Origin of the sequence: Paenibacillus wulumuqiensis, assembly GCF_000971965.1 — a bacterium.
Classification (GTDB): domain Bacteria; phylum Bacillota; class Bacilli; order Paenibacillales; family Paenibacillaceae; genus Saccharibacillus; species Saccharibacillus wulumuqiensis.
In genome coordinates this window covers 93,938-105,623 of record NZ_KQ040793.1, presented here as the reverse complement: position 1 = coordinate 105,623, position 11,686 = coordinate 93,938, and the positions used below count along the sequence as shown (strand labels likewise).

Sequence of the window (11,686 nt, the reverse complement as noted above, 5' to 3'; positions counted from 1 at the left end):
AAGCATAAGCATAAGCATAAGCATAAGCATAAGCATAAGCATAAGCATAAGCATAAGCATAAGCATAAGCATAAGCATGAGCACACAATGTATACAGCAACACTAAAATCAAAAGCACCTTGCGGTGAGTATAGCATTATCCCGGCAATATCACGGAATGATGCTATACTCTCTGGCAAGGTGCTTTTCTGGTATTACTTTTTACGTGGTACAATTTCTATTTTTTGCTGTATCCGTTTCTTTTGCTGCTCTACTATATAATGCTTATAAACAACTAACTATTATCACCAGCTGTATAACAAACTCCTGACTGCCAGCACGACCTAATTACGCAGTAGAGAAATGATACAGCGTCCAAGTTATGCTCAATCGCATAGCGGAGGAAAGGGAATTTGGTCAAAGGACGACCTTTGAGCCGGGAGATCGCCCTTTTAACCTATTCCGGATCTCCCGGCTCAACCGGAGGACGTGACCAAATCCCTTTCCGCAGCGGATGATGCACATACGCGTAACCCGCGCAGATACGCAGCGGATGTGCATATACGCAGCGGATGTGCATATACACATAACGTACACGTGCCCGCACACAATCAGCCTTTAAGAATAAACTCTTCGATAACCTGCTTCACGCCATCTTCGTTGTTGCTCGCCGTAATGTAGTCGGCAATCTCTTTGAGCGGCGGAATCGCGTTGCCCATTGCTACGCCGAGACCAGCGACTTCCAGCATTTCGTGGTCATTCCAGGAATCGCCGACAGCGATCGTATCCTTCAAATCACAGTTGAAATGTTCAGCCAGGAAAGTCAGGGCAGCGCCTTTGGTACCTTCCTTGTGCATAATTTCCAGGAACTCCGGCTTGGACTTGGTAATGTGGACACCGTCGCCCAGCAGCTCACGCAGAATCGGCTGCAGCTCGTCTAGGAAGGCCGGATCGTCGATGATCAGCATTTTTGGTGTAGGCTGCTCGATCATTTTGATAAAATCAGGCTCTACGTAATATTGTGTACGATTGAGCGTTGTGTAGTCGATCAGATGCTGGTTCAGCTCGCGCGCATACAGTTTGTCATCGATGTAGGTCTGCAGATGAAGATTGTGCTCCACGCAGTATTCGAACAGCTTGCGTGCCGCTTCGATTGGTACATAACGCTCATATAGGACTTTTTCATCCATCAGGTTTTTGATCAGGGCACCCTGGTACGTGATGATCGGTACGTTCAGTCCGGTCTGGCGGGCAATTGCCTGGGCGGATGCATAGGCGCGTCCGGTAGCGAGTGTCACCACGGTTCCTTTGGCAACAGCCTGTTCCAGTGCCTGCTGGGTGGCAGGGGTTACTTCCTTGTCATCGTTGATCAGCGTATCGTCGATATCAATAGCGATTAATTTATACATCGTATGCTCTCCTTCTATCCTCAAATGGGTCTGTATTTATGGGTGTATATGGATCATTCGGATTGGGCGCTTAATCTTCCAGCAGGGCGAGTCCGACAAAGTCTTCCAGCTCCACATTACCGAAGTAATGTTTGAGGTCCAGCCCCTGGAGAGCTTCGCGCACCGCCGCTTCTTCATAACGCTGGCCGCGCAGTCGGTCCTCGATATCCGCCACATCGCCGATTCCGAAGAAATCGCCGTAGATCTTGATTTCGTGGATACGGCCTTCTTTGATATTCATGCGGATATCAATAATGCCGGCCGGGAATTTTTTGGCGTGCTTGATATTGGATTCCGGGGATTGGCCGTAGTTCCAGTCCCAGTTGCGGTAGCGTTCTGCGGAGATTTCGTGGATTTTGGCCCAGTCTTCCTCGGTCAGTACGTACTGGGGAACATCGGCAGGCTCCACACCGAAAATATGACGCAAAATATCATCACGGAACTCTTCCATCGTCATTGGCTGCTTCAGGAATTCGGAGATGTTGGCGACCCGGCTGCGCACGGATTTGGTACTCTTGGACTTGAATTTCTCCGGGTTGACCTTGAGTGCAGATTGCACATTATCCAGCTCGGAATTGAACATCAGCGTACCATGACTGAACATGCGGCCGCGTGTGGAGAACTGGGCATTGCCGGAAATTTTCTGTTCGCCGACCTGAAGGTCATTGCGTCCGGACAGTTCGGCATTGACGCCAAGCTGCTGCAGCGCTTCGACAACCGGCTGGGTAAATTTGCGGAAATTGTGGAACGACTGTCCATCGTCCTTGGTCAGGAAGCTGAAGCTGAGATTGCCAAGATCATGGTAGACGGCGCCACCGCCGGACAGACGGCGTACGACGTGAATATGGTTGGCTTTTACATATTCGGCGTTGATCTCTTCGATTGTATTTTGATGCTTGCCGATAATGATGGATGGTTCATTAATGTAGAACAGCAGATAGCTGTCATCCATCGGCAGATGCTTAAGCACAAATTCTTCAATAGCCAGATTGATCGTTGGATCGGTAATGCCTTTGTTATCGATAAAGAGCATGGTATTTCCTCCATTTATGTTCACCTTACCGGCATGATCTCTGCGAAGCGCGTACAACCGCTGCCTGACAAAACGGATGAACGGCCGCTCTGCCGGGCAGTCCCGGAGACTGAAATGTTCGCAAATATGCCTGCTTTCTTATTGTAAACGAAAGATATACCAAAACCAATTGAATTATGCAAAATGATAGTATTGACTATTGATCCGGAAACACCGCCTGCCTGAAGCTGGATGGACAATTCCGCGTTTAGCTGCAAAAAGAGACGGGTAATAGCTGTTAACGCTTGCTATAAGGAGGCCTACAACGATGAGTGATCAAGCAAAAGATTTGCTGAAAAGTAAGCAGGAAAAAGATCAGCATAACCAGGACATGAAAAATTTCGTGGATGGTAAAGAGCAATCACCGGATCTCGAGCAAGGAGTATCCGATCAGGGTCGTGTACCTGATGAGCAGCACCATATGAAAGATCAGGAGAATCGCAGAATATAACCGTACAGCGCAGATATCGCTGTACAGAGAAAGGCCGCCAGGCTGCTTGAATCCAAGCGGACCGGCGGCCTTTTTTGGAATAACCAGCAAAGGATGAATGATGATCTCTACCGTTTTCATTGAGATTATTCGGCAAGCTATAGTAATGTAATATTACATACATATATGAAATTGCAGTCTCTGCATTGCCTGTCCAACATGCAAGCCTAATAGACGATGTGGAGACTGCAAGGAGCAGGAAGGAGAACACAGCAGGTATGATTGAAATCTATGGACATGGAGGCGACCGGGAGACGGCGGCCGAGCAGTTTGGACGGCCGGTCTCGGAGCTGCTGGATTACAGCGCGAATATGAATGCGGCCGGACCGCCTCCGGGGTTGCTGGACTATCTGGCGGACTGTCTGCCACAGATTATGCATTATCCCGATCCGGCGCATCGGCGTCTGCGCTCACTGCTCGCAGAGCGGAATCATTGCACCGAAGAACAGCTGGTGATTGGTAATGGAGCGGCAGAATGCATGGCACTGCTGCTGCTGGCACTGCGTCCGGAACGGGTAGGTTTGATCGAGCCGTGCTTCTCGGAATATGCCCAGCTGTCAGGCCAGTATGGCAGTGAAGTGATTCGGATTCATGGGCGCAAGGAACTGGATTACCGGGCGGATGCAGCAGAGATCTGCGAGCTGATTCCGCAGGTGGATCTGCTTTTTCTCGGTCAGCCGAATAATCCCAATGGTGTACAGTACGTAAGCGAAGACCTGCGGCGGATAGCAGATACGGCGAGAACACATGACGTAACGCTGGTGGTGGATGAAGCCTTTACCGACTTTATTCCGAGAGCCCGACGTGTATCACTGCAAAGTGAGCTGGAGCAATATCCGAATATGATCATCGTGCGCTCGATGACCAAATTTTATGCCATACCCGGTCTGCGTCTTGGCTATACGATCAGTTCCCCGCAACTGTCCATTCGAATGCGCAGCCAGCAGGTAACCTGGAGTGTGAACACACTCGCACTGGCTGCCGGTGCTTGGTGTCTCGAAAATAGCGAGGCGGCGGAATATGAACAGCAGACGATCCTGCATAATAGAAGTCAGCGTGACCGGCTGCATGAACATCTCACGGGGATGGGCTGTACAGTCTGTCCGGGAGAAGCCAATTATTTGCTGGCCGAGCTGCCGGAACCGTGGACAGCGGAACATTTTCAAATGGCTATGGGCCAGCATGGTATTCTGATCCGCAGCTGCGCCATGTATCCCGGGCTTGGCAGCAGGCATATACGGATCGCTGTAAAGGATGAAGACAGCAATACACAACTGTTGAAATGCTGGGAGCAGATCATGATCGATCCACAGCAGGCTGAAATGCGATGAGCCTGCTGTACTGGCAGTATAATGCTCTCTGGGCAGGAGGCGGCTGGATACCTTTGGCAGCTTATATACTCGACCGCATCATCGGTGATCCCCGCTGGCTGCCTCATCCGGTGATTGGCATGGGCAAGGCGATTCAGGCAGTGGAGCGGATGATCCGAAGCTGGCGACTGCCGGAACATCGTCTGCGTATGGCAGGGTTGCTGCTGCCGATACTCATCGTGGGTGGCGTCTGGGTCATGACGTGGATGCTGCTGCTGGCGGCGCAATGGATTCATCCGTATGCAGCAGCAGGTCTGGAGATTGTTCTGATTGCGACAACGATCGCTTCCAAAGGTCTCAAGCAGGCAGGCATGGCTGTCTACCGGGATCTGATTGGGCAGGACCGGCCTGCTGCCCGCCGCTCCCTGAGCATGGTCGTCGGAAGGGATACCGCTGATCTGGACGAACCGGAGATCATCCGGGGAACGGTGGAGACCATCGCCGAAAATATCGTGGATGCAGTCATCTCCCCGCTGATCTACGCAATGATTGGCGGAGCGCCGCTGGCAATGGCCTACCGGGCAGTAAATACACTCGACTCCATGGTCGGTTATAAAAATGACAGGTATCTCTATCTCGGCTGGGCTTCTGCCCGGCTCGATGATATAGCCAACTATATCCCGGCGCGTATAACGGCTGTTCTGCTGGTTATGCTGAGTATGCCAATGCGGTTAAATGCTGCCGGTGCATGGCAAGCGGTTATGCGTGATGCTTCCGGTCATCCGAGTCCCAATAGCGGTTACCCGGAAGCCGCGGTCGCCGGAGCGCTCGGGATCCGGCTTGGCGGACAGAACAGCTATCACGGTGTCATTTCCCATCGTGCCTATATGGGTACAGCCCGGCGCAGCATGGTGCCGGATGATATTATTCGGACGAGCCGGCTGATGTACTGGACCGGCACGGTTATGGCGTTTGGAGGAACTGCGCTGTTGCTGTGGATAGGGAGAGGCGGTGGCGGAACATGAAGATGCAGATAGTGCTGCTGCGCCATGGCACGACACAGTGGAACCGGGAAAAGAAATATCTGGGACATACCGATCTGCCGCTAATTAACGAGGTTCAGCAGGAACTGGAGCCTGTACGCCGTGCATTGGAGGACTGGCAGTGGGATGGAATGTATTGCAGCGATCTGCTGCGCTGCCGGGAGACACTGGAGCGGATTATGCCGCGTTCACTTTATTCCGAATCAATGCCCGCAGTGATCCATGATGCCCGGCTGCGTGAACTGGACTTTGGCCGCTGGGAAGGACTGACCTATAATGATCTGTGCGAACAGCCGGCATACAGGCGCTGGATCGATGATCCTTCGTCCATCTGCCCGCCGGATGGAGAATCCTGGCAGCATTTTAGCCAGCGGGTTGAGCAGTTTGCCCGGATGATTCTGCCTGATTTCGGCAGATTGGAGCATCTCGCAAACCGGTCTCCGTTCCAAGATCAGCCGACTGCTGCCAAGAATCCGACCGGTATGCCTCTGTCCCTGAACAGATCCGATTCGGTGCGACGCATTATGGTCATGACTCATGGCGGAGTGATTCGGCAGTTCATCACACGGTGCTGTCCGGGTATCCATTTCTGGGAGCTGACGATTCCTCCGGGTAGGGGTTATCTGCTGACGTGGGATGCAGCGGATTGTGAGGTCGTGCCTTTTCCCCTATAATCATGAGGTTACAATCAATAAAACTGCTATTAGAAGCTGTTATCAAAGGAGAATAAGTAATGAATATGAACAAGTATACTTCCCGGTGGGCGACGTCCATCATGATTCTGTCGCTCGCCCTGCTGCTGGCTTCCTGCGCACCTGCCCAGGAAAGTGCTCCAACTGCGCAGCAGCCGGCTGGCAATGAAGCCGCTTCAAACAGCGGTACAGCCGTCTCCCAGACGGTCTATCCGTTAACTGTACAGGATGCAACCGGCAAATCATTTACGTTCGATCAGGCACCGCAGCGTATCGTGTCCATCTCCCCGGCAGAGACCGAAGCCCTGTTTGCCCTGGGACTGGATCAGCAAATTGTGGGAGTATCGGAGTATGATGATTATCCCGAGCAGGTGAATACCAAAGCTAAAATCGGCGGAATCACCAAGCCCAATGTGGAAGCAATTATCGCCCAGAATCCGGATATCGTCTTTACCGGCATTTCTTCCAGTGAGGAGCTGGTACAGGAGCTGCGTAATGCAGGCATTAATATTTTCAAAACGACTCCAAAAACGGTGAACGATGTCATGAGCAATATCGAGCTGTATGGCAAGATCACCAACCGTCAGGCGGAGGCCCGCAAAGTAACAGATCATATGAAGGAACAGATGCAGATGGTCAAGGATGCGGTCGCTTCCTTGAAGCCGGAGCAGAAGAAAAAAGTGTATATCGAGTTCTCTCCCGGCTGGACGGTCGGCAAAGGGGAATTTATGGATGAGCTGATCACGCTCGCAGGTGGCATTAATATTGCCGGAGACACCGAAGGCTGGAACGAAATTAATGAAGAAAATATCGTCGCAGCCGACCCGGATGTAATTCTCTATTCCAAGGAAACGGTCGATACCAAAACCAAGCAGACACTGGATCAGATTATCCGTGCCCGCAGCGGCTGGAGTGAAATCAAAGCGATCAAAAATGATCAATTATTCGGTCTGAATGATGATCTGGTCAGCCGTCCGGGACCGCGCGTAACAGACGGACTGGTGGAAATTGCCCATGCGATTTACCCGGATCTGGTTAAGAAATGAGCCGCGCTGCCGCGCTGCCGGTACTGTTGTTCATTGTTGTACTGGCGATCAGCTTCGTACTGACAACCGGAATTGGCTCGGTCTATATCCCGGCCGGACAGATTACCCGCATTCTGCTGCATCACCTGCCTTTTATGCAGCAATGGGTCGTGCCGGACTGGAGTACGGCTTCAGAACAGATTATGCTCAAAATCCGCATGCCCCGTGTAGTGCTATCGATGTTGGTTGGAGCGGCACTCGGGGTGGCGGGAGCTGCCTTTCAGGGCGTACTGCGTAATCCGCTGGCCGATCCGTTCACGCTGGGTGTCTCGTCAGGGGCATCGGTGGGAGCGGCGGTGCTTATTTTCACCGGTTATCAATATTCGCTGCTCGGTGGCTGGACGCTGCCGCTGGTTGCTTTTGCGACCGGTATGATCACGTTGTACGGTGTATTGATGCTGGCGCGTGAGCAGGGACGGATTCCGACCAACAGCCTGATTTTGTCGGGGGTTGTGATGCAGTCTTTTCTCGGAGCGATCGTCTCGTTTCTGGCTTCGATGTCGGAGGGAAGTGTGAATGAGATTATATTCTGGACGATGGGCAGTCTGAGTCTGCGGGGCTGGCCGTATGTAGTCGTGATGCTGCCTTATGTGCTGGCCGGCATGCTGTTCCTGTGGAGTCAGTCCCGGGCAATGAATCTGCTGGCGCTCGGGGAAAGGGAAGCTGCTCATCTGGGTCTTCCGGTAGACCGGACCAAGATGTTGGTGCTGATCGTGGCAACATTGATTACGGCGGCAGCGGTATCGGTATCAGGGGTGATCGCCTTTGTCGGGCTGGTCGTCCCGCATATGATCCGGCTGCTGGTCGGTTCCGACTATCGTCTGCTGATTCCGTTGTCGGCGCTTGGCGGCGGCATTTTCCTGATGTGGGCGGATACCGTAGCGCGTACCGTGCTGTCACCGACCGAGATTCCACTTGGGGTGGTGACAGCCTTTGTCGGTGCGCCGTTCTTTGCCTATTTGCTGCATCGTTACAAAAAGCAGCAGAGTAAGTAGAGAAGCCGTGTGATCTGCATCCAGAACGTTCATCATCGTAAAGACTGCCGGAAAAGGAGGAGACATCATGACATCAACAACCGATCCGCAGGAATATCAGGAAAAAGCATCCGTACCTGTCGTGGCACTGCAGCAGGCCGGTAAATCCTACGCCCGCAAGCCGGTACTGCGGGATGTAAACTGGCAGGTTCAGGCAGGGGAGTGCTGGGGAATTATCGGGCCCAACGGCAGCGGCAAAACTACGCTACTGCAGCTGATCTCTGGTATTGAGCGACCAGATACCGGTAAGGTAATGCTGGCAGGCCAGGATATTGGCAGCTACAGCCGCCGCCGTATTGCCAGGTTCACAGCCGTGCTTGGACAGGAGGGGCTGGCACCGCTGCATTATCCGGTACGGGAAGTGCTGGCGATGGGCAGGTATCCGTATCAGAGCTGGCTGGGCCGCGATGAGTTGGATACAGCCGACGAGCTGATTGATCAGATTATGGACCGGCTTGATCTGCGTTCGCTGGCCGATCGTCCACTGGATCAGCTGAGCGGCGGGCAGCGTCAGCGGGTCGCATTTGGCAAAGTGATGGCCCAGCAGCCGAAGCTGCTGCTGTTGGATGAACCGACCACGTATCTGGATATTGCCTACCAGATTCATTTTATGGAATGGCTGGATGAATGGCGGCGGGAATCTGGCATTACGATTATTGCGGTGCTGCATGATCTGAATCTGGCTGCCCGGTATTGTGACCGCCTGCTGGCGCTAAATGAAGGACAGGCTGTTCAGGCTGGTACACCGCAGCAGTTAATGCAGGAAGAGACGATTCGTCGTCTATTTCAGGTGGAGCCGGCCATTGTGCATCATCCGGATATTCATGTTCCCCAGCTGCTGCTGAAGCGGCAGTGAAAAGTAAGATTTATTATCATTGCTATGGGTATCAACATACTATAAAAACAAACGTAGATGGGAATGTCTGCCGGTATGCCTACCGGGCTATGACAGCTGTGGAATAGACAGTAGGCAGACATTCACAGAAGGAGGATTATCATGGAGCAGTTCATTCGAGAAGTCTCTGAACGTATTCAACCTGTCCATCTGGAAGTGGGCCGTGCGGCACAGCTGCATCTGGATCAATTGACCAAACCGCCGGGAAGCCTGGGCATGCTGGAGAATCTGGCTGTGCAGCTGGCATGTATTACCGGAGAGGTCAAGCCGGTGATCGACCGCAAGACCGTCATCGTGATGGCTGCGGATCATGGAGTATGTGAAGAGGGAGTCAGTGCCTTTCCACAGGAGGTTACCCAGCAGATGCTGCTGAATATGCTGTCCGGGGGAGCGGCGATTAATGTACTATCCCGGCAGGCAGGTGCGGATGTGCTGTGCGTGGATATCGGGGTCAAGGGCAATATCGAGCATCCCGAGCTGATTAACCACAAAATCCGCCAGGGAACCGGCAATATGGCACGCGAGCAGGCAATGACCCGCGAACAGGCGATTCAGGCGATTGTGACCGGTATGAATATTGCGATTGAAGCAGCCGACCGCGGCAGCCAGCTGTTTGTCACTGGAGAAATGGGAATTGGAAACACGACGGCCAGCAGTGCGATGCTGTGTGCGTTGTCCGAATTATCACCGGAAGAAGTCACCGGACGAGGTACCGGTCTGACCGACAGTGAACTGCGGCACAAGGCCAGAGTGATCCGGGAAACACTTGCTTTTCATCAGCCGGACAGCAAGGATACGATTGATGTGCTGACCAAAGTAGGCGGTCTGGAGATTGCCGGTCTGGTCGGCGTGATCCTCGGGGCAGCTTCCCAATCCTGTCCGGTAGTGCTGGACGGATTCATCTCTACTGTAGCTGCAGTAGCAGCTTATACAATGGCTCCGCAGGTCAAAGGTTATCTGATCGGTTCCCATCTGTCGGCAGAAAAAGGCCACCGGCTTGCACTCAAACAGCTTGGAATCCGTCCGCTGCTGCAGCTCGATATGCGCCTCGGTGAAGGTACCGGCGGTGTGATGGCATTGCATATGATTGATGCAGTCAGTCATCTGATGAACGAGATGGCTACTTTTGCCAGTGCAGGGGTATCTGACAGTTCCGGGACTGTATCGGGATGAGTGGATACCTTTCCGGTAAAACGCTGGTGACTGGTGGAGCGCGAAGCGGGAAAAGCACTTTTGCTGAGCGTCTCTGCGCCGCCGAGCACGAAGAAGCCTGGTATGTGGCAACCGCACAGGCTGCTGATGATGAGATGGAAGAACGAATTAAGCGCCATCAGCAGCAGCGGCAGGAGAGCGGTTATGACTGGCAGGTATGCGAGGAGCCGCTCAATCTGGCCGGGCTGCTGCGTCAACGGACCGAAAAGGATGGTACAGCACCTGCCCTGCTGATCGATTGTCTGACACTGTGGCTCTCCAATGTATTGTTCAAATACGAGCATGAGGCAGATGTGGAGGCCAGAGTGCTGCAGGCCGTCGAAGAGCTGGCTGCTGCCATTGAAGATTATCCGGGAGCTGTGATTGTAGTGACCAATGAAGTGGGTGATGGGATCGTGCCGGCTTACCCGCTTGGCCGGCTGTACCGCGATCTGGCGGGGATTGCCAACCGCCGAATGGCCAGTCTGTGCTCGCGTGTATTTCTGGTGACGGCAGGCATACCGATTGAATTGAAAAGCAGGGAATACCATTTATGAACAAGGAAATGGAAGCGGTAGCGGCGGCTTTTCAGTTTCTCTCGCGTATCCCGGTGCGGCTACGGCTGGATTTTGGCAATGAGCTGCTGCGCCGCAGTGTAAAGTATTATCCGCTGGTCGGACTTGTAATCGGAATGTGCACCGCTGCCGGAGCGGTGCTTTTTCAGTGGCTGCTGCCAGCAGGTCCTGCATCGGTGCTCGCCCTCTGCCTGTGGATTGGGCTAACCGGCGCTCTGCATCTCGATGGCTGGATGGACAGCGCAGATGGTCTGCTCAGCCACCGTTCCAGGGAACAGATGCTGGATATTATGAAAGACAGCCGGGTAGGCGCGATGGGAGTTATCGCCTGTGTGCTGCTGCTGGGGCTGAAAGGATCGCTTCTCTATACGCTGCTATCAGCAACGCCTCATTCTACATATGCAATCTGTGCCGTTATGGTACTGCCGATGATCTGGAGCCGCTGGTATATCGTCAAGGCGATGACAGGCTGGCCTCCAGCCAGACAGCAGGAAGGGCTGGCCGCCCTGTTCTCGGGTACGGGCCGGCAAGAGCTGAAAGGCGCGTCATACACAGCGCTCTGCTCTACAGGATTGATCGTGCTTGTCCTGTGGCTGCTGATCCTACATGTCGCTGGATGGGCCGAAGCCATACCGCTGGCTGGCTATGATGATCATCTGCGCCGCACAGCCCTGGCTTCATTGCTCTGCTGCCTGCTCAGTCCGTTATGTGCCTGGCTGACAGGCGGCTGGATGGCCGGGCGTGCAGCCAGACGGCTCGGTGGACTGACCGGTGATCTGTATGGTGCCCTGAATGAAGGGATTGAAATGCTGATTCTGCTGATGATTACCGTCATCTGGCAGCAGTTCGGGCTGCTGGGACAATAAGAAATC

12 protein-coding genes are annotated in these 11,686 nt (G+C 53.3%); 10 read left to right on the top strand and 2 right to left on the bottom strand.

What is annotated here, in order from left to right:
* Positions 1-590: 590 nt before the first annotated feature.
* Both WH45_RS03485 and WH45_RS03480 read right to left on the bottom strand, forming a co-directional pair.
* Positions 591-1,388, bottom strand: coding sequence for a Cof-type HAD-IIB family hydrolase (locus WH45_RS03485; RefSeq protein WP_046213030.1), 798 nt, complete (start codon positions 1,386-1,388; stop codon positions 591-593).
* Positions 1,389-1,458: 70 nt separating this feature from the next.
* A complete protein-coding gene (locus WH45_RS03480; protein WP_046213029.1) occupies positions 1,459-2,460 on the bottom strand; it encodes a lipoate--protein ligase in 1,002 nt (333 codons plus the stop codon).
* A gap of 307 nt (positions 2,461-2,767) precedes the next feature.
* On the opposite strand from WH45_RS03480, the gene WH45_RS03475 reads away from it, so the two are divergent.
* The 10 genes from WH45_RS03475 to WH45_RS03430 all read left to right on the top strand — a co-directional run bounded on the left by WH45_RS03475 (position 2,768) and on the right by WH45_RS03430 (position 11,680).
* Positions 2,768-2,950: a hypothetical protein gene (locus WH45_RS03475; RefSeq protein ID WP_046213028.1), complete on the top strand. Its 183-nt coding sequence runs from the start codon at positions 2,768-2,770 to the stop codon at positions 2,948-2,950.
* 257 nt (positions 2,951-3,207) lie between these two features.
* Complete coding sequence (locus WH45_RS03470; RefSeq protein WP_046213027.1) at positions 3,208-4,320, top strand: pyridoxal phosphate-dependent aminotransferase; 1,113 nt, start codon at positions 3,208-3,210, stop codon at positions 4,318-4,320.
* On the top strand, positions 4,317-5,324 hold the full coding sequence (gene cbiB, locus WH45_RS03465) for an adenosylcobinamide-phosphate synthase CbiB (RefSeq protein ID WP_046213026.1): 1,008 nt from the start codon (positions 4,317-4,319) through the stop codon (positions 5,322-5,324). Before WH45_RS03470 ends, cbiB begins: the two co-directional genes overlap by 4 nt.
* Entirely contained in the window at positions 5,321-6,016 is a 696-nt protein-coding gene (locus WH45_RS03460; protein WP_046213025.1) for a histidine phosphatase family protein, read from the top strand. The genes cbiB and WH45_RS03460 overlap by 4 nt, the downstream gene beginning before the upstream one ends.
* A 59-nt stretch (positions 6,017-6,075) precedes the next feature.
* Positions 6,076-7,080 carry an ABC transporter substrate-binding protein gene (locus WH45_RS03455; protein ID WP_046213024.1) on the top strand — a complete coding sequence of 335 codons (1,005 nt, stop codon included), beginning with the start codon at positions 6,076-6,078 and terminating at the stop codon, positions 7,078-7,080.
* A complete protein-coding gene (locus WH45_RS03450; protein ID WP_046213023.1) occupies positions 7,077-8,114 on the top strand; it encodes a FecCD family ABC transporter permease in 1,038 nt (345 codons plus the stop codon). The genes WH45_RS03455 and WH45_RS03450 overlap by 4 nt, the downstream gene beginning before the upstream one ends.
* Before the next feature lie 67 nt (positions 8,115-8,181).
* Entirely contained in the window at positions 8,182-9,009 is an 828-nt protein-coding gene (locus WH45_RS03445) for an ABC transporter ATP-binding protein (RefSeq protein WP_046213022.1), read from the top strand.
* A gap of 141 nt (positions 9,010-9,150) precedes the next feature.
* Positions 9,151-10,221 (top strand): nicotinate-nucleotide--dimethylbenzimidazole phosphoribosyltransferase, encoded by a 1,071-nt coding sequence (cobT, locus tag WH45_RS03440; protein ID WP_046213021.1) that lies wholly within the window; start codon positions 9,151-9,153, stop codon positions 10,219-10,221.
* Positions 10,218-10,796 (top strand): bifunctional adenosylcobinamide kinase/adenosylcobinamide-phosphate guanylyltransferase, encoded by a 579-nt coding sequence (gene cobU / locus WH45_RS03435; RefSeq protein ID WP_046213020.1) that lies wholly within the window; start codon positions 10,218-10,220, stop codon positions 10,794-10,796. Before cobT ends, cobU begins: the two co-directional genes overlap by 4 nt.
* Positions 10,793-11,680 (top strand): adenosylcobinamide-GDP ribazoletransferase, encoded by an 888-nt coding sequence (locus WH45_RS03430; RefSeq protein ID WP_046213019.1) that lies wholly within the window; start codon positions 10,793-10,795, stop codon positions 11,678-11,680. The genes cobU and WH45_RS03430 overlap by 4 nt, the downstream gene beginning before the upstream one ends.
* Positions 11,681-11,686 lie beyond the last annotated feature (6 nt).

What these genes read in the sequence shown, in the direction of transcription:
- WH45_RS03485 (WP_046213030.1), bottom strand. Translation starts at nt 1,388, where the DNA reads ATGTATAAATTAATCGCTATTGATATCGACGATACGCTGATCAACGAT.
- WH45_RS03480 (WP_046213029.1), bottom strand. Translation starts at nt 2,460, where the DNA reads ATGCTCTTTATCGATAACAAAGGCATTACCGATCCAACGATCAATCTG.
- WH45_RS03475 (WP_046213028.1), top strand. Translation starts at nt 2,768, where the DNA reads ATGAGTGATCAAGCAAAAGATTTGCTGAAAAGTAAGCAGGAAAAAGAT.
- WH45_RS03470 (WP_046213027.1), top strand. Translation starts at nt 3,208, where the DNA reads ATGATTGAAATCTATGGACATGGAGGCGACCGGGAGACGGCGGCCGAG.
- cbiB (WP_046213026.1), top strand. Translation starts at nt 4,317, where the DNA reads ATGAGCCTGCTGTACTGGCAGTATAATGCTCTCTGGGCAGGAGGCGGC.
- WH45_RS03460 (WP_046213025.1), top strand. Translation starts at nt 5,321, where the DNA reads ATGAAGATGCAGATAGTGCTGCTGCGCCATGGCACGACACAGTGGAAC.
- WH45_RS03455 (WP_046213024.1), top strand. Translation starts at nt 6,076, where the DNA reads ATGAATATGAACAAGTATACTTCCCGGTGGGCGACGTCCATCATGATT.
- WH45_RS03450 (WP_046213023.1), top strand. Translation starts at nt 7,077, where the DNA reads ATGAGCCGCGCTGCCGCGCTGCCGGTACTGTTGTTCATTGTTGTACTG.
- WH45_RS03445 (WP_046213022.1), top strand. Translation starts at nt 8,182, where the DNA reads ATGACATCAACAACCGATCCGCAGGAATATCAGGAAAAAGCATCCGTA.
- cobT (WP_046213021.1), top strand. Translation starts at nt 9,151, where the DNA reads ATGGAGCAGTTCATTCGAGAAGTCTCTGAACGTATTCAACCTGTCCAT.
- cobU (WP_046213020.1), top strand. Translation starts at nt 10,218, where the DNA reads ATGAGTGGATACCTTTCCGGTAAAACGCTGGTGACTGGTGGAGCGCGA.
- WH45_RS03430 (WP_046213019.1), top strand. Translation starts at nt 10,793, where the DNA reads ATGAACAAGGAAATGGAAGCGGTAGCGGCGGCTTTTCAGTTTCTCTCG.